General features: G+C 62.6%; 19 protein-coding genes and 3 pseudogenes. 12 read left to right on the top strand and 10 right to left on the bottom strand.

Annotated elements, in window-relative coordinates; translation table 11 throughout:
- Positions 1-81: 81 nt before the first annotated feature.
- From RRU_RS04285 to RRU_RS04265, 5 genes and pseudogenes are all read left to right on the top strand, one after another.
- Positions 82-1,839, top strand: coding sequence for a relaxase/mobilization nuclease domain-containing protein (locus RRU_RS04285; RefSeq protein ID WP_014626034.1), 1,758 nt, complete (start codon positions 82-84; stop codon positions 1,837-1,839).
- Between the two features lie 126 nt (positions 1,840-1,965).
- Positions 1,966-2,337, top strand: coding sequence for an antitoxin Xre/MbcA/ParS toxin-binding domain-containing protein (locus RRU_RS04280; RefSeq protein WP_011388571.1), 372 nt, complete (start codon positions 1,966-1,968; stop codon positions 2,335-2,337).
- A complete protein-coding gene (locus RRU_RS04275) occupies positions 2,334-2,858 on the top strand; it encodes an RES family NAD+ phosphorylase (RefSeq protein ID WP_011388570.1) in 525 nt (174 codons plus the stop codon). Before RRU_RS04280 ends, RRU_RS04275 begins: the two co-directional genes overlap by 4 nt.
- Positions 2,859-3,083: 225 nt before the next feature.
- Positions 3,084-5,075: pseudogene (locus RRU_RS04270) on the top strand (conjugal transfer protein TraG).
- A 7-nt stretch (positions 5,076-5,082) separates the two neighbouring features.
- On the top strand, positions 5,083-5,553 hold the full coding sequence (locus RRU_RS04265) for a CopG family transcriptional regulator (protein ID WP_011388569.1): 471 nt from the start codon (positions 5,083-5,085) through the stop codon (positions 5,551-5,553).
- Positions 5,554-5,836: 283 nt separating this feature from the next.
- On the opposite strand, the gene RRU_RS04260 is transcribed toward RRU_RS04265, so the two are convergent.
- Genes RRU_RS04260 through RRU_RS04245 form a run of 4 tightly spaced genes read right to left on the bottom strand, consistent with a single transcriptional unit; the run spans position 5,837 to position 9,169 of the window.
- A complete protein-coding gene (locus RRU_RS04260) occupies positions 5,837-6,127 on the bottom strand; it encodes a DCL family protein (RefSeq protein WP_011388568.1) in 291 nt (96 codons plus the stop codon).
- Positions 6,128-6,142: 15 nt separating this feature from the next.
- Positions 6,143-8,083, bottom strand: coding sequence for an ATP-binding protein (locus tag RRU_RS04255; protein WP_011388567.1), 1,941 nt, complete (start codon positions 8,081-8,083; stop codon positions 6,143-6,145).
- Positions 8,070-8,591, bottom strand: coding sequence for an ABC-three component system middle component 5 (locus RRU_RS04250; RefSeq protein ID WP_014626030.1), 522 nt, complete (start codon positions 8,589-8,591; stop codon positions 8,070-8,072). Before RRU_RS04250 ends, RRU_RS04255 begins: the two co-directional genes overlap by 14 nt.
- Positions 8,588-9,169 (bottom strand): ABC-three component system protein, encoded by a 582-nt coding sequence (locus RRU_RS04245; RefSeq protein WP_014626029.1) that lies wholly within the window; start codon positions 9,167-9,169, stop codon positions 8,588-8,590. The genes RRU_RS04250 and RRU_RS04245 overlap by 4 nt, the downstream gene beginning before the upstream one ends.
- 656 nt (positions 9,170-9,825) lie before the next feature.
- Here RRU_RS04245 and trbB point away from each other — a divergent pair.
- The 6 genes and pseudogenes from trbB to RRU_RS04215 all read left to right on the top strand — a co-directional run bounded on the left by trbB (position 9,826) and on the right by RRU_RS04215 (position 13,444).
- Positions 9,826-10,806 (top strand): P-type conjugative transfer ATPase TrbB, encoded by a 981-nt coding sequence (gene trbB / locus RRU_RS04240; RefSeq protein WP_011388566.1) that lies wholly within the window; start codon positions 9,826-9,828, stop codon positions 10,804-10,806.
- The gene (locus RRU_RS04235; RefSeq protein ID WP_011388565.1) at positions 10,803-11,135 is read left to right on the top strand and encodes a TrbC/VirB2 family protein; all 333 of its coding nucleotides are present in this window, start codon (positions 10,803-10,805) and stop codon (positions 11,133-11,135) included. Before trbB ends, RRU_RS04235 begins: the two co-directional genes overlap by 4 nt.
- Positions 11,135-11,404, top strand: a complete 270-nt coding sequence (locus RRU_RS04230) for a VirB3 family type IV secretion system protein (RefSeq protein ID WP_011388564.1) — start codon at positions 11,135-11,137, stop codon at positions 11,402-11,404. The genes RRU_RS04235 and RRU_RS04230 overlap by 1 nt, the downstream gene beginning before the upstream one ends.
- A gap of 3 nt (positions 11,405-11,407) precedes the next feature.
- Positions 11,408-12,154: pseudogene (locus tag RRU_RS04225) on the top strand (conjugal transfer protein); the annotation flags it as partial.
- Positions 12,154-12,429, top strand: a pseudogene (locus RRU_RS04220) (TrbG/VirB9 family P-type conjugative transfer protein); the annotation flags it as partial. The pseudogenes RRU_RS04225 and RRU_RS04220, both read left to right, overlap by 1 nt.
- A 49-nt stretch (positions 12,430-12,478) precedes the next feature.
- Positions 12,479-13,444 carry a LysR family transcriptional regulator gene (locus RRU_RS04215; RefSeq protein ID WP_011388562.1) on the top strand — a complete coding sequence of 322 codons (966 nt, stop codon included), beginning with the start codon at positions 12,479-12,481 and terminating at the stop codon, positions 13,442-13,444.
- Positions 13,445-13,637: 193 nt separating this feature from the next.
- Here the strand turns inward: RRU_RS04215 and RRU_RS20200 are convergent, their stop codons facing one another.
- The 6 genes from RRU_RS20200 to RRU_RS04185 all read right to left on the bottom strand — a co-directional run bounded on the left by RRU_RS20200 (position 13,638) and on the right by RRU_RS04185 (position 19,007).
- Positions 13,638-13,703, bottom strand: a complete 66-nt coding sequence (locus tag RRU_RS20200) for an SEC-C metal-binding domain-containing protein (RefSeq protein ID WP_369012358.1) — start codon at positions 13,701-13,703, stop codon at positions 13,638-13,640.
- Between the two features lie 152 nt (positions 13,704-13,855).
- Positions 13,856-14,614 carry an ABC transporter ATP-binding protein gene (locus RRU_RS04205; RefSeq protein ID WP_011388561.1) on the bottom strand — a complete coding sequence of 253 codons (759 nt, stop codon included), beginning with the start codon at positions 14,612-14,614 and terminating at the stop codon, positions 13,856-13,858.
- On the bottom strand, positions 14,614-15,444 hold the full coding sequence (locus RRU_RS04200; protein ID WP_011388560.1) for an ABC transporter ATP-binding protein: 831 nt from the start codon (positions 15,442-15,444) through the stop codon (positions 14,614-14,616). Before RRU_RS04200 ends, RRU_RS04205 begins: the two co-directional genes overlap by 1 nt.
- Before the next feature lie 6 nt (positions 15,445-15,450).
- Positions 15,451-16,341, bottom strand: coding sequence for an ABC transporter permease (locus tag RRU_RS04195; protein ID WP_011388559.1), 891 nt, complete (start codon positions 16,339-16,341; stop codon positions 15,451-15,453).
- Positions 16,338-17,408, bottom strand: coding sequence for an ABC transporter permease (locus RRU_RS04190; protein ID WP_011388558.1), 1,071 nt, complete (start codon positions 17,406-17,408; stop codon positions 16,338-16,340). Before RRU_RS04190 ends, RRU_RS04195 begins: the two co-directional genes overlap by 4 nt.
- Positions 17,409-17,411: 3 nt before the next feature.
- Positions 17,412-19,007, bottom strand: coding sequence for an ABC transporter substrate-binding protein (locus RRU_RS04185; protein ID WP_011388557.1), 1,596 nt, complete (start codon positions 19,005-19,007; stop codon positions 17,412-17,414).
- Between the two features lie 261 nt (positions 19,008-19,268).
- Between RRU_RS04185 and RRU_RS04180 the strand changes: the two genes are divergently transcribed.
- A complete protein-coding gene (locus tag RRU_RS04180) occupies positions 19,269-19,826 on the top strand; it encodes an aminotransferase class I/II-fold pyridoxal phosphate-dependent enzyme (RefSeq protein WP_011388556.1) in 558 nt (185 codons plus the stop codon).
- Positions 19,827-19,828: the final 2 nt, after the last annotated feature.

The raw sequence follows: 19,828 nt of genomic DNA, 5'->3' as shown, positions 1-19,828 counted from the left end.
GGCGTGCCGCCTCCAGGATTTTCCGCAATGGTTTCAAAGGCGTTTTCGGCACCCCCCTCCTCCCTGTCCTGGAAGGCGGCGATGAGCAAGGATGACAATGACTTTCACGTCCGCCCGGGGCGCATCCGTTCAGGCCGCTCGCCGCAGGCGAAGAGCGTCCTCAACCAAGTACTGCGCGCCGCCCGCAAGGCCGGTCCCAGCCCCGGCAAGATCGGCGGCCCCAAGCATGGCCCTGGGTACGGCCGCTCCGGCTTCGGCCGGGGCCGGCTCAGTTTCAGCCGCACCCGCTTGTTCAGCCCGGCCCGGCGCGTTGTCGTCAAGGCGCGCGTCGTCCGTCACCAGGGCAAGTCCTTTCGCTCGGCGCCGCTCACCGCCCACCTGTCCTATCTGAAACGCGAAGGCGTCAGCCGGGACGGGGAAAAGGGCATCCTGTTCGACGCCGGATCGGACCGCGCCGACGAGGCCGCCTTCGCCGAGCGCTGCCGGGATGACCGCCATCATTTCCGCTTCATCGTTTCCCCCGAGGACGCAGGCGAGATGACCGACCTCAAGGCGTTCACCCGCGACCTCGCCCGGCAAATGGAAGCCGACCTCGGCACCAAGCTGGACTGGGTGGCCGTCGATCACTGGAACACCGACAATCCGCACGTCCATCTGCTGGTGCGCGGGGTCGATGACACCGGGGCCGATCTGGTCATCTCGCGCGACTATATCAGCCACGGCCTGCGCTCGCGGGCCGAGGATCTGGTGTCGATCGAACTCGGGCCGCGCCCCGAGCACGTCCTCCGCCATGCCCTGGAAAAGGAAATCACCGCCGAGCGCTGGACCCGCCTCGACGTCGAGATCCGCTTCGCCGCCGACGAGTTGGGATACATCGACCTGCGGCCCGACACTCCCGGCGCCAACGACCCCGAGATCCGCCGCCTGATGATCGGCCGGCTCCAGCACCTGGAGACGATGGGGCTGGCCAGCCAGGGCCGTCCCGGTGAATGGAGCGTGGCGCTGGAGGCCGAGCGGCAGTTGCGCGACCTCGGCCTGCGCGGCGACATCATCAAGACCATGCACCGCGCTTTCACCGAACGCGGCGAGGATCGCGGTATCGCCGATTACGTCATCGACGATTGTAGCACCCCGATCATCGGCCGCCTCGTCGATCGGGGCCTGCATGACGAGCTGACCGGCGAAGCCTATGCCGTGATCGACGGCGTCGACGGACGCGCCCACCATGTCCGCTTCCACGGGATCGAGGCGTTTGAGCAGTCTCCCCCGCTCGGCGGCATCGTCGAGGTGCGGCGCTTCGGCGGCACAGACGACCCACGCCCGACGCTGGTCCTGGCGCCCCGCTCCGACGTCGACCTCAAGGCGCAGGTCACCGCCCCGGGCGCCACTTGGCTCGATCACCGTCTGATTGAGCGCGAGCCGATGCCGCTCTCCCTGGGGGGGGTCGGCGCCGATGTGCGCGCGGCGATGGCGGCACGCACCGAACATCTGATCGAACAAGGTCTGGCCCGGCGTCAGAATCAGCGTGTCATTTTTCAGCGTGACCTGCTGGCCACGCTGCAGCGGCGCGAATTGGACGCGGTGGGCGCCGAGCATGCCGGCAAGACCGGACTGTCCTACCAGACGGCAGAGGCCGGCGAGCATGTAGCCGGCCTCTACCGCCAGCGCCTGATGCTGTCCTCCGGTCGCTTCGCCATGATCGATAACGGGCTCGGCTTCCAGCTCGTGCCCTGGTCGCGCGAGATCGAGAAGAAGCTCGGCCAGCAGCTCACCGGCATCGCCAAAAGCGGCGGCGGCATCGAATGGGGCATCGGGCGGAAACGCGACCTCGGGATTTAGCGTCACATGAGGACGATGGGGCAAACGGGCGCCCGTCCGGAACAGGCGGAGAGCGCACAGAGACCTTGGCATTGGCCGCCCTGGAGTGCATATTGAGTGCATTGTCGTTGCGAGAGGCAATCCGCCATGAGCCCCCTGTTTTCAGAACCCCTGGCTGAGCGATTCCGCGAAGCGAATACTCCCTATCTCTCGCCCGCCAAGGTGAGTGAGCTTTTCGGCTTCCGCGTCCAGGAACTGGCCGGGCGCGCGCACGTGCATCGCAATACCCCCACCGCACGCCCGCAGACACCGCAGTTGCAGCAATACCTGCAAAACATGGTGCGGGTGCTGACCGTGGCGACCGAGATGACCGGCGACGAGGGGCGTGCGGTTTTCCTCCTCCGCAATGAACCGCTCCGGGCCTTCGGCTACAAGACCGCCGATACCTTGGTCCAAGAGGGCCGCGCCGACGCGGTCATCGCCTACCTGGAATCGCTGACCGGCGGCGCCGCCGGATGATTGTCCGGACTCTGGGAACCGAACTGCCCGAGGCCTACTACAGAGTCATCACCCCTGAATATGCCGGCACCCCCAAGTCGGGCAGGGGAGCGGCCCGACGTGGTGGCCGGTTCAACCGCCCCCAACAGGAAGCACTCTATCTGTCGGCCAACGACGTAACCGCACTGGCGGAGTACAAGCAGGACAATCCTTGGCTCCGCCCCGGCACGATCTGTACCTTCTTTGTCGCCGGACTGCACGTAGCCGACCTCAGCGACGGCTTCGACCCGGCGCACTGGCCCAGCCTGTGGGCGGATTTTACCATCGACTGGCGGGCGGAGTGGTTTGACAAGGGGATCGAACCGCCAACTTGGTATATGGCCGACGACGTGGTGAGTGCTGACTTGGACGGCATCCTCTTTCCCTCCCAGGCCTTGTCTGGGGGTGTCAATCTCGTGATCTACCGCAGCTCCGAGCGACCGGAAACGCAATTGAGCGTCTACGACCCGGATAGACAGCTAAAGAAAATCACGCTTCGGTAGATACCTGACACAATTTATTCTTTTTGGAGCATTACCAACAGACCAGAGGGGCTTCGTCCGCCCTTTTCGCGCGAGCCACCGATCATCGTCCAGCCGAGCCCACGCATTCCGTTTTCCTGTCTTTGCGCGCCCCGCTATCCGGTCCTGCCCCGCCCCGCTGACACCTCTTGCATGCGCCGTTGCGACCGGCCGAACTCCTCCCTGTCTGTCGCAGAGGAGGTGATCATGTCGGCGACCAAGATTCTTTGGGGTCAGATCATCGCCGTTCTGCTGATCGTGCTGGCCACCACCTGGGGGGCCACGGAATGGACCGCTTGGCGGCTCGGCTTCCAGGCGCAGCTCGGCACCCCCTGGTTCACCCTGCTCGGCTGGCCGGTCTACCATCCGCCGATCTTCTTCTGGTGGTGGTACGCCTACGATGCCTACGCTCCGGATATCTTCACCGAGGGCGGAACTATCGCCGCGTCGGGTGGCATTCTTTCGGTCATCGTGGCGATCGGCCTGTCGGTGTGGCGGGCGCGCGAGATCAAGAAGGCCGAGACCTACGGCTCCGCCCGCTGGGCCGATCGGAACGAGGTGAAAGCCGCCGGCCTGCTCGGCCCCGATGGCGTGGTCCTGGGACGGCTGGGGCGGGACTATCTGCGCCATAACGGGCCGGAGCATGTGCTGTGCTTCGCCCCCACCCGCTCTGGCAAAGGCGTCGGCTTGGTGGTGCCGTCGCTGCTGACTTGGCCCGGCTCGGCCATCGTCCACGACATCAAGGGCGAGAACTGGCAGATCACCGCCGGCTTCCGCGCCCGCCACGGCCGGGTTTTGCTGTTCGACCCCACCAATCCGCGCTCCGCCGCCTACAACCCGCTGTTGGAGGTGCGGCGCGGCACCTGGGAGGTCCGCGATGTGCAGAACGTCGCCGACGTGTTGGTCGATCCGGAAGGCTCGCTCGACAAGCGGAACCACTGGGAAAAAACCAGCCACGCGCTGCTGGTCGGCGCCATCCTGCACGTCCTCTATGCCGAGGCGAACAAGACCCTGGCCGGCGTCGCCGCCTTTCTCTCCGATCCGAAATAGTCCATCGAAAAGACTTTGCGGACGATGATGACCACCCGGCACCTCGGCAAGGCCGGGCCGCATCCGGTGGTGGCGTCGACGGCGCGAGAGCTTCTCAACAAATCGGACAACGAACGGTCCGGCGTGCTCTCCACCGCCATGTCGTTCCTCGGGCTCTACCGCGACCCGGTGGTGGCCGAGGTGACCCGCCATTGCGACTGGCGCATCGCCGATCTGGTCGCCGACACCAGGCCGGCCACCCTTTACCTGATGGTGCCCCCCTCGGACATTTCCAGGACCAAGCCGCTGATCCGCCTGATCCTCAACCAGATCGGCCGTCGCCTCACCGAGGACCTGCATGCCAAAGACCGGCGCCACCGCCTGCTGATGATGCTCGACGAGTTCCCGGCCCTAGGACGCTTGGACTTCTTTGAATCGGCGCTAGCCTTCATGGCCGGCTACGGGATCAAGGCGTTCCTCATCGCCCAGTCGCTCAATCAGATCGAGCGCGCCTATGGACCGAACAACGCCATCCTCGACAACTGCCACGTCCGGGTCAGTTTCGCCACCAACGACGAGCGCACCGCCAAGCGCATGTCCGACGCGCTGGGTACCGCGACCGAGATGAAAGCGATGAAGAACTATGCCGGCAGCCGGCTGTCGCCCTGGCTCGGGCATCTGATGGTGTCGCGCTCCGAGACCGCCCGGCCGCTGCTCACTCCCGGCGAGATCATGCAGCTTCCGCCCACCGATGAGATCGTCATGGTGTCCGGCGCCCCGCCGGTCCGGGCCAGAAAGGCCCGCTATTACGAGGACCGCCGCTTCACCGCGCGCAGGCTACCGCCTCCCGATCCCCAGGCCTGCGGCCCGTCATTGCGCAGCGACGGCTGGTCGTCGCTTCCCCCGCGCCAGCCCGATCCCAGCCTCGTCGTAGACATCGAGAGGGCGGACCAGGACAAGGCCAACAGCGGCCTGCGCCGGGAACCCGACCTGCCCGACCACCTCGATATCGCCCCCAAGCCCCGGGAACCGAAGCCGGTAAACGAGTTTGCCGGGATGCAGGACGAGACACCGGAAGACGCCGCCCGCCAGCGCCAGCTCCTGCGCCAACAGAGGCGGGGCGTGGCCCGTCAGGCCGCTCTCGACCCCGCCAACGATCTTGGATTGTGAGGCCCCCATGCGCGACCGGATGAACGTCTATTTCCCGCCGGCGATGGTGCGCGAGATCGGGGAATTGGCCGATCGCCGCAAGCTCTCCCGCTCGGCGATCGTCGAGGCGGCCGTCGCCTCCTTCCTTTCGCCCGACGGCGCCGACCGGCGGGAGGCGGCCTTCACCCGCCGCCTCGACCGCCTATCCCGGCAGGTTCAGCGGCTGGAGCGCGATCTCGGCATCACCGCCGAGACGCTGGCGCTGTTCGTCCGCTTCTGGCTGACCATCACCCCGCCCTTGCCCGAAGACGCCCAGGCCAGCGCCCAGATCAAGGGACGGAGACGCTACGAGAATTTCGTCGAGACCCTAGGGCGACGCCTGCAGAAGGGCCAAAGCTTCCTGCGCGAGATCCCCGACGACATCACCCCGGCACCGCAAGAGCCAAACTCCGAAGACGGAGCCGGCATGTCCCCCACAGACGATCTTGGTGATGCCTGAGCCCAATGGCAGCTGAGCGCCTCTTAACGGTCGTTCCGAGGGTTGGCGCCGTTTTTCATAAGCGGATGTCGTGCTGAAATAACTGTGTTTGTCAGGAGATTGGAGGGAACCTTGGTGATGTCGGGGAGTTAAGTGGATTGTCTCCGGAACCGGAGCCCCCTTTGGCCGCGACAATCATCCGTTTGTTCGTGAACAAGTCGGTTCGACTGTCACGAGGCTGGGAGGGGATGCTGGAAGCTGGCCAATTTAGCCAGCCCAAACCGGGCTCAGCCCGGCCGTTCCGTTAAACACACTTTTTGTAGGAGAACCGTTCTTCCGAGCCATCGGTCCGCAATATCCAGAAGCACTGTGTCCCATAGTCGGCCGACCGCACTTCAAAGTTACGTACACCCGGCCCAATTTTCGAAGTGGCATCGGGATGACGTTTCAATGCTTCCACGAGAAATGCCCCATCAACGGTACTCACTATGTCACCCGGGCGATAGCGATTGAGCATGACCTTCATGAAAGCTAACGCATCCGCCTTGCGAGCGAATTCGTGACCAGCAATCTCAATGGGTTGCGCTTTCGCCATCAAAGTCTCCTCGGATCATCCCACGCCATCGGTCTTGCGCGGAAGGAATGCCAGCGTGCCTTGCTGCAGCGTGGAATATTTCCCGACGAAAAGCTCGGCTCTGATGCTTGGCCATGGCATGGCCGTTGCGAGAATTATCTGGTGTTCGGCTGGAGCCTGGTCGGAAATCTCAATCACTTGCTTCTGGAAGTTATGGCTTCGCGCTTGCTCGATTCCTTTGTCTTCTGTTATGTCAATCATAAGAAATCTTGGATGACGAAACGGCTGATCATACAGGGCTGCCTTGAGAAAGCCGACGAGAAACGCAGTCTTAAGAACAACGCGAGAGCTGGCCGAGAAATAGGTGTGATCATCTACCGTGATTGTATTTTTTCCGAACGAAAAATGCACGTGTTCAGGATTCTCAAATGAGTCCTGACGTTTCAAATCGCCTCGTAATATCTCGATAATATTTCTTTCGATGCGGGACTTTGCCGTCCGGAGGCGGTCCGTCTGGCTGAGTTGCAATCCGCTGATGCGAGTGCCCAGCGCCTGGATGTCTTGATCAAGCTGCGACTTTTTGGCAGTGAGATCACCGATTTTGTTCGCAAGCCTAACTTGTGACTCGATATCTTCAATTGATTTATCGACGTATCCGAGCTTCCGTTGCAGCTCCCCGATCTCTTCTCGGACTTTTGATGTTGGCCGAGAAGTCAGATTGGCTAGTTCTTTCGCCTTCTGCCGCCACGTTATTTGTAGGATGTTCAGTTGTTCATGGAACGCCTTGAGGCGCCCTTCACGGATGTCTTGCAAGCGCTCGGACTGTTTTATCTGTATCGCCAGCTCATTGATGATGCCAACTACGCGATCTTGGGCGCGCTCCGTGTCCAGCGGCGCCTTACAGAGGTGGCAGGCATCAACCGTATGGTCATGCTCAACAACCTCAGCATAGCAGGCGGGACAGGTTCCAAACCGCACTGTGCCGACCACCTCAGCAGCAAGATTGGCATCGCGCAACGCATCAAGCCTCGAGTGCAAGGTTTTGATAAACGCCGCGGAGTCAGCAATCTCGAACTCGACGGCGTCCACTTCGGCTTGCTTCTGGCGGATATCCGACTGCAGCTTCTGCACTTGTTTATAAAGTTCTTTTTGAGCCTGAAGCGTGATCTTGTCGGATGACTGGCTTGAGTAAAATGCCTCCTCAGCGACTGTGAGTTGAGATGAAAGGCTATCGCGTTCGCTAATCAAACTTTCTCGGCGCTGCTCGATCCATGCAAGGGTCATGCTCTCATCGCCGCCGCCAATGACCCTGAAAATGCTTCGCAACTCGGCGGAAACCTCAGTGAATTCGCGCTCTTTAGCGCGCTTCAGTTGCTGTAGCTCATAAATTTCGGTGTCAAACGCTCCACACAGAAGGTTGCCAACAGCCTCGCGTAGGTTCTCTGGGTCGTAACCTTCAAATCGGAAAAGGCTTTCGGTCGGAGAAAGCTGATCCGCATATAGAAGCCGGAGAATTTGGTGGATAGTGATGCTGGATGTACCTTCCACGGCAACGTCCGGCATCTCAAGAAGTCTAAAAATTGCTTGGGAGAAACTCTCCTGATTCTTTGAGCGAGCATACGGGTAACGGCACCAAGCCTCAATCGGGGCCAGAACGGCATCCTCGTAGCGGCCGCCAAAAATTTCCATTGCCGACTGTGATGAGACATCGATTTGGCGACGAAGAACCGCCGGATTGCCGTTAAACTCCGCCTCCAGCCATACATGCTCACTCAGTAGAGCGTGCTCACTCCAGGCTGAGCGCTCCAGATCGCCACCCAGCCCGAAGAAAATGAAGTTCATGATTGTAGATTTGCCCGAGGAATTATCGCCCCGGATCACGTTCACGCCCGTATGAAACGCCTCATCATATAAGACTGAAGTTCCTCGCTTCACGACGAGGCGTTTAACGATAAGACAGGGGTTATATCGAATCATATCGATACTCCAAGAGCCCTGTTCGATCCTTCAGTCCATCGCGCCCCCCGAGGGGGTAACGGGCCTTAATCTGACACAGGATTTCTACAATATCCTTCATACCGTTGTTGAGTTCGGAACAGCGCGCAATCACCCTCTCCGGAAGCATTTCCGCCGTGAACTGAATTTCATTGAACTGCCAGGCAGACGAAGCAACGTGCCCGCTGCGCACGAGGCTAGTTACTGCGGCTCTCTGAAAAGGCTCCATTCGAGCAAAGAGGGCGCTATCATCTGGCATTGTGCCGTACGGCGCTTGGCTTTCGTAAGATTTGCTTACCTTTCTCCAGCCCACATCGTCCGAGAAAAACTTCATTGCTTGGAGTCGAAATGGGAAAATGAGGTAAAAATCCAGTATGCGCAAAGTGTCAAACGGCAACCTTCCGCTGATATCACACGCTAGGCGCAACCTCAGGAATCGGAAGGCGGCATGATAAGGATCAAATGCCTCGTTATAGGTAAGCTGCGTCATGGCGCCACCGTAGGATGGTGCCACTTGATAAAGCATTGCTCAGCAAGCCAGTAAACCATTCCTTGAACGATATTGTGGTTTACCGAGATCAGTTCTCCGCCGCACTCATCAACGATTGGGTTTACAATTCGGTCGATCACGAGCGCGTTGATTTCCTCAGGAGTCCTCTGGGGTATTTGCCGGTAAATCACTTGAGTGAATTCGTTCTCGGCGCGGGCGAGGATGTGAACAAATATCTGCTGAGCAGATGAATACAGAGACCATCGCTCTAGGAGCTTGGCGAACATCTCCTTCTTCTCGATGGCATCATCATAATAATCCAGGCGCCCACTTGCCCTTAGTTTAGCCTCAAGTCCATTGATTCCATCTGTGGTGCGGCGAGTATGGTATCGAGCCAGTTCGTCAATCGTGATTTGGGTCTGCTCATTGCACTCATATTGCTGCTTAAGCTTGAGAAGCAGCTTTTCGACAACACTCTTTCTCGCCTCGAAGTGGTTGTAATCGCGTCCAGCAATGTTGCCCCCTGCTTGGGCGCCTTGCTGGTTGGATATCGTGGCTTCTTGGGTTGCGATGTTCATGCGTGTGCGTAATGCCGTTTGTAAGCTAGCGCTTATCCCGGCCTACGATGTCTCCGCCGGCCCGTGCACCAGATTGATCTGTCGCAGTGCCGTTGCGATCAGCTCGCACGTTTTTGGTGAGCTGGAGGGTTACCAGAGCTCCGCCAAGCGCACCCGTGAGCAAGCCCCCTAGAAAATTCCAAAGATCGAATTCCATGCGTTCCACCCAAGTTCGACTTCTGGTGGAGTTTGCCAGATGCTTTACCAGCTCGCAACGATCAAGGTGGCGCATATGGCGGTCATTTTCCACTTGCCAGAGACGCCTTTGAAGCTTGGCGAAGGCAGCTTGTAGTCGCCACGTCAACTGGATGTTCTTGGGGTTACGGCGATACTGCACTTAATTTTAAAGTCCGCTCTACCCGGCCTTTTCTCCCAAAAACCGCCCGTCCGCTCCCGGCCCAATTTTGCCATAGAAAGACCTCGACGCAAGCACCCCCGCCGGCCCGAGGCAGGCGGGTATGACCGTGCTGGGTTCATCGAGTCCGCCGATCCCCTGTCCTTGCGCGCCATGACCCTACTACGCCCATGACCTTGTTGCGGCGGGATAATTTCTGCTTCTTCTAATGATCCTCGTTGCCGGTCCCGAAGGAAGGGATCGGCCCTGAACGGGGATCATTATGACCGTTGCCGCCACCCGGTCCGAAGCCTTTGTTCGCAGCGCGCGCATGCTGCGCACGGCGCTGGGGCCGGCCATTGCCGCCTTCCTGGAAGACCCCACCATCGTCGAGGTGATGCTCAACCCCGATGGCCGACTGTGGGTGGATCGGCTGTCGGGCGGGCTCGCGGATAGCGGCGCCACCCTGTCGCCGGCCGATGGCGAACGGATCGTTCGGCTGGTGGCGCATCATGTCGGCGCCGAAGTTCACGCCAACAGCCCTCGCGTTTCCACCGAACTCCCCGAGACCGGCGAGCGCTTCGAGGGCCTGCTTCCGCCCGTCGTGGCGGCCCCGGCTTTCGCCATCCGCAAACCGGCGGTGGCGGTGTTCACCTTCGACGACTACGTCGTCGCCGGCATCATGACGGCGGAGCAGGCGGCTGTGTTGCGCCACGCCGTGGCCACCCGCCGCAATATCCTGGTGGCCGGCGGCACCTCGACCGGCAAGACCACGCTGACCAACGCCCTGCTCACCGAGGTCGCCAAGACCACCGACCGCGTAGTGTTGATCGAGGACACCCGCGAACTGCAATGTCGGACCCAAAACTTGGTGGCATTGCGCACCAAGGAAGGGATCGCCTCGCTTTCCGATCTCGTCCGCTCCTCCCTTCGTCTGCGTCCCGACCGCATCCCCATTGGCGAGGTACGCGGCGCCGAGGCCCTCGATCTGCTCAAGGCCTGGGGCACCGGCCATCCCGGCGGCATCGGCACCATCCATGCCGGCACCGCGCTCGGCGCGCTGCGCCGCCTCGAACAACTCATCCAGGAGGCGGTGATCACCGTGCCCAAAGCCCTGATCGCCGAGACCATCACCGTCGTCGCCGTGTTGGCCGGACGGGGGCGACAGCGCCGCCTTATCGAACTGGCCGAAATCGCCGGCCTTGAGCCCGCCAGCGGTGATTACCGCGTTATCGCCGCCACGTTGCCCGGAGAAGCCCCATGACCCGATTTGCTCTTCGCACGCGCCGTCATCTGGCGACAGTCGGCTCTATCACCGTCATGACCCTGGCCCTGGCTCCAGCCGCTTATGCCTCCGGCTCGTCGATGCCCTGGGAGACGCCGCTGGAGCAGATCCTCGACTCCGTCCAAGGGCCGGTGGCCAAGATCATCTCGGTGATCATCATCACCGTGACCGGCCTGACGCTGGCGTTCGGTGAGACCTCGGGCGGATTCCGCCGGCTGATACAGATCGTCTTCGGCCTGTCGATCGCCTTCGCCGCCAGCTCGTTTTTCCTGTCGTTCTTCTCGTTTTCCGGCGGAGCGCTGGTGTGATGGCGGGCACCGACCCCATCGACGGCTTCAGCGTTCCGGTCCACCGGGCGCTGACCGAGCCGATCTTGTTGGGCGGGGCGCCACGCACCCTGGCCATCGCCAACGCCACCCTGGCCGCCGCCATCGCGCTGGGTCTGCGGCTATGGATTCCCGGATTGGTTCTTTGGCTGCTCGGCCATGGCGCCGCCGTCTGGGCCGCCAAGCACGACGCCCAGTTCGTCGAGGTGATCCGCAGGCATCTCCGTTACCCCGCCTATTTGCGAGCGTAACCGATGCTAAACCTCGCCGAATACCGCGGCCATCCGGCTGGCCTCGCCGATTTCCTGCCCTGGGCGGCCTTGGTGGCGCCGGGTGTCGTCCTCAACAAGGACGGCAGTTTCCAACGCTCGGCGCGGTTCCGCGGGCCGGATCTTGAGTCCGCCACCCCCGCCGAGTTGGTCGGCGTCACCGCCCGGGTCAACAACGCGCTACGCCGCCTGGGCTCCGGCTGGGCGCTGTTCGTCGAGGCCGACCGTCTGCCAGCCACCGATTACCCGGAGAGCGCATTCCCGGACCCGGCCTCCGCCTTGGTCGATCTCGAACGCCAGGACGGCTTCGAGCAGGCCGGCATTCATTTCGAAAGCCGCTTTTTCCTGACCATCTTGTGGCTGCCACCGGCCGAGAAGGTCGGTCGGGCCGAGGGATGGCTTTACGAGGGAAAGTCCAAGACCGGTGTCGATCCCTGGGAACTGCTGCGCGGCTTCCTCGACCGCACCGACCGGATCTTGCACTTGGTCGAAGGCTTCGTTCCCGAAGTGGCGTGGCTCGACGACGGCGAGACCCTGACCTATTTACATTCAACCGTTTCCACCAAGCGGCAGAAGGTCCGAGTGCCCGAGATCCCGATGGTTCTCGACACCCTGCTGGCCGATCAGCCGCTGACCGGCGGACTGGAGCCACGGCTGGGCAAGGCCCATCTGCGCCCCCTGACGGTGGTCGGGTTCCCCACCGCCACCCATCCCGGCATTCTCGACGACCTCATCAAGTCTACACCGCTCCCGGACAAGTGACCGATGTCGCCCTGCAGGAGGGCGAACAACTGGTCGGCTCCGGTCCAGTGGCCGCCGGGGACACCGTGCGCTGGATCATCGGCGATACCGAGAGCGGTACCGGCGCCACCAAGAGGATCCACATCCTGGTCAAGCCGACCCGACCCAGCCTGCAAACCAACGTGGTGATCAATACCGACCGGCGGACCTATCTGCTGGAATTGCACGCGACAGCCAGGACCTACATGGCTTCCGTCTCCTGGCAGTGTAATTGCCGTAGCCGAGCACGGAAGCTTCCGGCGCGCGGCGGGGGCGATGGGTATCCGGGTTTCGACGATCAGCCGCTGCATCGGGCATCTGGAGGATGAGATCGGCGTCGCTCTGTTCCTCCGCCGCCCCAATGGCGTGACACTCACCTTCGCCGGCGAGCAGTTCCTGGTTCGGGCGCGTCGAGCGATGACGGAAGTCAGGCATGCGATCTGCGAGGCCGGAATTGCGGGCACAGGGCGGAACGGGTTCGTCCGCCTCGGCCTTCTGTCGTCGCTGGCCGCTCCGTTCCCGGCCATGCTGATAAAAATCTACTGTGCGGCCTACCCCGGTGTGCGGATCCTCTATAGCGAAGGCGGCGCGGCCGATCATAGAGCGGCCCTCCAACACCACCGGCTTGACCTGGCTTTTCTGCCCCATCCGGAAAAGGCGGAGGGATGCGACGCCTTGGGCCTTTGGGAAGAGCGCCTTTTTGCGGCGATGGCCCAGGACGATCCTCTCACGAGGCACGATGTCGTCACATGGGACGATCTGCGGGAACGCCATTTCATCTTCAGCGAGGTGCCGCCGGGACCCGAACTCCTGGATTACTTGACCGAACGCCTCGTGGGATTCGGATTTCTGCTCAAAGCCGACTTGCTAACCGTCTACCGGGATACGGTGATGCGGGTTATCGCCAACGGTTCCGACGTGACCGTGATTGGCGAGGCGAGAGTCTCGCACCCGATTCAGGGGGTAGCATGTCGACCCATCACCGGCGAAAGCCTGTTCTTTCACGCGGTGTGGCTGCCAACGAACGACAACCCCGCCTTTCGCCGCTTCCTCAGCTTGGCCAAGGTATTATCGAAACAATGTTCGGTCTGCGAGTTGAAAGAGGGACTTGCCGGACCTTCGGGCGAAGATCACAGCGTGATGGATGAAACGAGCGCCAGCTTGGAACGAAAATCGCGTCTCCTCAAAATCGTGTCGGAACGATGCGCCACCTGCCTTCTCAAAAAGGCCATCGCCGATTAGAGTGCACGCGCCCCCAGTCGCGCCCCCGATTTCGTTTCTGATTTGCCCTACTCAGCGGAAAAACTTGACGGAGTGGCCACCGATTTTGCGACAGGACTTTCCCGCTGGCGCTTCCACGACGATCTGAAAGCTTTGGATTCCACAAAGCAAAAAACCGCTGATTTTGATCTGGAATCAACGGCTTAATATCTAGTTACGGGAGCAGGCAATGTTTGAACTTTTTGCCTGATCCGCAGGGGTATCGTTCATCGCGCCCGATCTTGCGCCGGGCGGGTTGTGCCGGGGTGTGTCGAATGCGCTTCCGAAACGGTAAGCAGGGCTCACGCCCTACGAATTCGTCTGCAAAACCTGGTTAACCGAACCGGCTCGTTTCAGCCTCGATCCGCACCACCAATTTCTGGGACTAAACATCTAGCGATAGGCCCGGGGGTGGCTTGCGGCGATCAGGGCGCGGGCCTCGGCGGTCGCGACCAGACCCGAGGCGAGGGAGTCGCGGTCGATCTCCTCGCACAGGCGGCCTTTGGCCAGAACCAGGATGCGCTCGCACAGGCGGGCGACCACCGGTAGATTGTGGCTGATCAACACGCTGGTGAAGCCATGCTCGGCCCGCAGCCGGTCGAGAAGGTCAAGGATATCGGCCTGCACCGTCACATCGAGCGCCGAGGTCGGCTCGTCGAGCAACAGCAGCCGGGGCTTGAGGATCAAGGCCCGGGCGATCGCCACCCTTTGGCGCTGCCCCCCCGACAGCTGATGGGGATAGCGGTAACGCAGTTCGGCGGCCAACCCAACATCGGCCAAGGCCTCGGCGATCCGCCCGACCCCATAGGCCAGACCATGGATTTCCAGCGGCTCGGCCAGATGGGTTTCGATGGTCTTGCGCGGGTGCAGCGAGCCATAGGGATCTTGAAAGACCATCTGCACCAACCTGGCGAAGGCCTTGCGGTCGCGATGGGGCGCCAGCGGTTGGCCGTCGATGCGGATCTCCCCACGCCAGCCGTCGATCAGGCCGACAAGGGCGCGTACCAGGGTGGTCTTGCCCGATCCCGATTCCCCAACCAGCCCCAGGCAGCCGCCCGGCTCGACATCGAAGGACAGGGGGTGCAGGGCCACCGCCTTGCCAAAGCGCACCGAAAGATCGCGCACATGAAGCAATACCCCCGCCGCCGCCATCACCGCCCCCCCAGGGCGGCGGAACTCCTGTCGCGGGGCACCGGCAGCCGGGGCACCGCCGCCAGCAACCGCCGGCTATAGGGATGGCGGACGCGCGACAGATCGCCCGCCCGGCAGCTCTCAACGATTTCCCCCTGGTTCATCACCAAGATGCGATCACAAAAGGCGGCGACCAGATCCAGGTCATGGCTGATGAGAACCAACCCCATGCCGCGCGCCGAAACCAGATCATGAAGGGTTTCAAGGACATGCCCAGTCGTGGTCGAATCCAGCGCCGAGGTCGGCTCGTCGGCGAACAACAAGGCGGGCCCCGGCGCCAGCATCATGGCGATCATCACCCTTTGCCCCATCCCCCCCGACAACTGGTGGGGATAGCGATCATAGGTGGCGCGCGGATCGGCGATCTTGACCATCGCCAGGGCGTCGAGCGCCAGGGCCCGCGCCTCGCGCCGACCATGGCCGCCGACAAGGCGATAGCTTTCGGCGATTTGGCGGCCGACGCTGATCACCGGATTCAAGCCAAAACGGGGGTCTTGCGGCACCATCGACAGACGGCGGCCCAGAAGCCCCGCCCGCCTTGCCTTGGGCATCGTCCGCAGATCGGCCCCCTCGAAGGTCAATCCCTCGACGCTGACCCGGGCCTGGGGGGGAAGACTATCGAGGATCGCCCGGGCGACGGTTGATTTGCCCGAACCGGACTCGCCGACGATGCCAAGCTTTTCGCGTCCCACCGAGAACGAGACCCCGCGCAGGGCGGCGGCAAGGCCGTGACGGGTTGGAAAGTCCACCGATAGGGTTCGCACATCGAGCAAAGGGCTGAGAGTATTCATGACCGGTCATTCCTTTGGATCAAGAACCTCGCTGACGCCGTCGCCAAGCAGGTTGAAGGCAAAGCTGACGATGAAGATCGCCACGCCGGGCAGGGTCGCCACCCACCACTGATCCATCAGGAAGGTGCGGCCGGCGGCGACCATCGCCCCCCATTCCGGCGAGGGCGGCTGAGCCCCCAGCCCCAGGAATCCAAGGCTGGCGGCGATCAAAATCATGCCGGCGAGATCAAGACTGAGCCGGGTCAGGGCGGCGGGCAGCACCAGGGGCAGGATATCGAAGCTCAGCAGACGCAGCGCCGAGGCGCCCTGCAGCCGGGTGGCGGCGACGAAATCGGCCTGTTTCAAACGGCGCGTTTCGGCCCGCACCAGTCGGGCGAGCGGCGGCCAGGCGGTCAGGGCGATGGCGATCACCGCGTTCACCAGCCCGGGCCCCAGGGCGGCGGCCAAGGCCAGAGCGAGCACCAGCAGCGGAAACGACAAGAAGACGTCGGTCGTACGCATCAGCACGGCATCGACGATCCCGCCGAAAAACCCAGCGACCATGCCGATGATCAGGCTGACCGGCAGCACGGTCAGGGCGGCGATGGTGACGATCGACAAGGTGATCGGCGTTCCGCACAGAACCCGGCTGAAGATATCGCGGCCAAGATGGTCCGTTCCCAGCCAATGCGCCGCCGAGGGCGGGCGCAATCGCTGCGACAGGTCCTGAACGAGCGGATCATAGGGGGCGAGGGCCGGGGCGAAGACCGCCACCACCCCCAGCGCGATGACGACGGCCAGACCGCCGCACACCAGCCGATTGCCCAGAAGCGCCACGCCCCCGCGCGCCAGCGCCCCCCACCGCGCCTGCCGCCGCGAAGCCGGTGTCTCGGTGAACAACCACGCTGACAGGGTCATCGCACCCTCGGATCGGCCAGAATGGAGAAAAGATCGGCCAGCAGATTTAGGCCGATAAACAAAACGCCAACCACCAGCGTCCCGCCCAGAACCGCCGTGAGATCGGCGTTGAACAGCGACTGGGTGATGTAAAGGCCCAGCCCCGGCCAGGCGAAGATCGTTTCGGTCAGCACCGCCCCTTCCAGCAGCGAGGCATAGGACAAGGTGATGATGGTGATGATGGGGACCAGGGCGTTGGGAAAGGCGTGGCCCCAGATCACCCGCCGCCGGCCGAGGCCTTTGACCCGGGCGGTAAGGATGTAGTCCTGGCTGAGCTCGGCCAGCATCGCCGCCCGGGTCATCCGCGCGATCACCGCCGCCGCGTAATAGCCGAGAATGGCCGCGGGCAGGATCAAGTGGCGCAAGGCGTCGAGGAAGGCCTCGGGCGAGCGGGCGAGAACGGTATCGACAAGCATCAACCCGGTGACGGCGGGGATATCCTGATAGAGGATATCGATGCGGCCCGGACCGGCGACCCAATCGAGCTTGGCGTAAAACACCACCAGACCAACGATGCCAAGCCAGAAGATCGGCACGGAATAGCCCACCAGGGTGACCAGCCTTAGAACATGGTCGGGCCATGCGCCCTTATGGGTCGCGGCGACAACGCCGCCGGGCACGCCAAAGACGACCCCGAAAAAAATGGCCAGACTGGCCAGCTCAAACGTCGCCGGAAAAAACTGGGCGATATCGGCCAGCACCGGTTGCCCGGTCAGGGTCGAGCGGCCGAGATTGCCGCGCAAGATTTCGCCGGCATAAACCGCGAACTGCCGCCAGAGCGGCAGATCAAGGCCAAGCCGCTGGCGGGCGGCGGCGTAGGTGGCGGCGCTGGCGCGATCGCCAAGCAGGGCGAGCAGCGGATCGATCGGCGTCAGCCGGCCGATGAGGAAGGTCACCAGCAAGAGGCCGAGAAGGGTGATGGCGACCTGCCCGGCCAGCCCCAATCCCCGCGCCCCGCCGCGCGCGACCCGGGCCGAGGGAAAGCCGCCGGTGACGGCGGCTCCCCCCTGATCGAACGGACCGGCCATGGCCTAATCTTTCCGAATGCGGGCATAAACCAGCGTATCGCCGGTTGGTCCCGAGTCGAAGCCGGTGACCTCTTGGCGTCCGGCGGTCTGGTCGACCTTCTGGAAGAGCACGACGATCGGCGAGTCGGTCTGGATTTCGCGTTGCAAGGCGAGATAGGCGGCCTTGCGCTTCTCGGTATCGATCTCCAGCACCGCCTTGTCCGTCTCGCGGGTCAGCTCCGGGATATCCCACGACGCCCGCCACGCCAGGGTCTTCGACTTGGCGCTATCGGAATTATCCGTATTGCGCGTGAAATAATCCGTCGAGGAATGGGGGTCGAGGTAATCGGGTTCCCAGGTGATGATCACGATATCGTGCGCCCTCGCCCGGTATTTGGTCAGCAACTGCTTGCGATCGCTCTGGATGATCTCAAGGGTGATGCCAGCCTGGGCGAAGGTCGATTGCAGGGACTGGGCGATATCGGAGGCCGGTGGGGAATTGGCGCTGTCGATGGTGATCTTGAAGCCGTCGGCCACCCCGGCTTCGGCGAGCAGGGCCTTGGCCTTGGCCACGTCGAGGCGGAAGGGGGTTTCGTCGAGCGAGCCGAAGGTTCCCTTGCCGATGATCGCCTGATGAACCTCGACCCGTCCCTTCAAAACCGTCTCGGCCAGACCCTTGTAATCGACCAGCCAGCGGATCGCCTCGCGCACCTTGGGTTTGGCCAGCTCGGGGTTTTTCAGGTTGAGGTTCAGGTAATAGACCGTCTGCTTCGGATCGGTCCAGATATGGAAGTTTTTTTTGCCTTCCAAGGTGGCGATCTGATCGGGCGTGAGGTCGCGGGCGATATCGACATCGCCCTTTTCAAGCAGCAACCGCTGGCTCGATGGATCGGGAATATGGCGGACGATCACCCGCTTCAAGGGGACCTCGCCAAGGTAATACTTGGGGTTGGCCTCAAAGCTTAGCGCCTGCTTGGGCTTCCACTCGATCAGGCGATAGGCCCCCGTCCCCGCCGCGGTGGTCTTCAGCCACTCCGACCCCAGATCACTATCTTTGGCGTGGGCCAAGGCTTCCTCGGCGTCGACCACCGAGGCGACGGTGGCGGTCAGGGAATTGATCACCAGACTGGGCGCCCGTTCCTCGGGAAGGGTCAGCCGCAGCGTATCGTCGGAGGGAGCCTGGATCAGGTCTTTGACGTTGTCCTTGGTCCAGCCGAACTGGGTCAGGATGAACGCCGGGGTCTTTTCCAAGATAACGGCGCGTTGCAAGGAAAAGGCGGCGTCCTGGGCGCGCAGCGGACGGCCCGAGGGGAAGGTCAGACCCGGACGGATCTTGAAGGTGAAGACCTTGCCATCCTCGCTGACCGTCCAGCTTTCGGCCGCTCCGCCGACCAGCGTGCCGAAATCCCCCGGCGCGAAGGTCACAAGGCGGGTGTAAAGATTGTTAAGGGTCTCTCCGCCGACGCTTTCGAAGTTTTCCGCCGGATCGAGCGAGATGATCTCGTCGATGTTACGGGCGAAAACCAAGGTGTCTTTTGGCGTACCGGCGACGGCGAAAGACGCCGGCGCCATCAACAAAGCGGCCGAAGCCGCGAGCAACACCCACCGCATGGTTCCCATTTTCCCCTCCGGTGCGGCCCCCAAGGGCGCGCGGTTGAGCGGACCGGCCAACGGGGACGGCCCGCAAACGTGCCAAGGATCCTCGAAGACGGGCGCACCGGACCACAACCGGCGCGCGCTCCAAAAACGTACACAATGACTATCAACATACTAGACAAAAGAAAAGAGGTCTGTCACAACAAAAACAACACGAGGACTCGTTTTCACCCTTTCAACGGGTCCCCCGCCTCCTCAGCAACACCCGACCCGGTCGAGGTTCCCATGCCAGAGAGCGCGCACGACAGTCCCCTCCGTCCCCCCGCCGTTCCCCCCTTGCGCGAGCCCCCCTCCGGGCAAGCCGTGGCCGTCATCGGCGCCGGAACCATGGGCCGGGGCATCGCCGCTCCGCAGGCCATTGTCGACGCCGTGCGCTCCTACGCCCCGGCCTTCGTTTTCAGCACCTCCAGCCCGGCCCCGGTGGTGGCGGCGGCTTTGGCCGCCCTGACCTATAACACCCGCCACCCCGAGCTGCGCCGACGCCTGCTCGACCGCGTCGCCGAAGTGAAGGCCGGCTTTAAGCGGCTGGGCATTCCCTTGGTTTCCGATGACAGCCACGTTCTGCCGGTTCTGGTCGGCGATCCCCATCGTTGCAAGGAGATAAGCCGCAGGTTGCTCGATGACTTCGGCATCTATGTCCAACCGGTCAACGCCCCGACGGTTCCCGAAGGCACCGAGCGCTTGCGAGTCACACCGACCGCCGCCCATAGCGGGGACGACGTGAAGGCCTTGCTGTCGGCCTTCGACAAAGTCTGGAACACGGTGACACCAGGAGTCGCATGAAA

The organism is Rhodospirillum rubrum ATCC 11170, from assembly GCF_000013085.1.
Taxonomy (GTDB): Bacteria; Pseudomonadota; Alphaproteobacteria; order Rhodospirillales; family Rhodospirillaceae; genus Rhodospirillum; species Rhodospirillum rubrum.
This window is presented reverse-complemented; position numbering and strand designations above follow the sequence as displayed.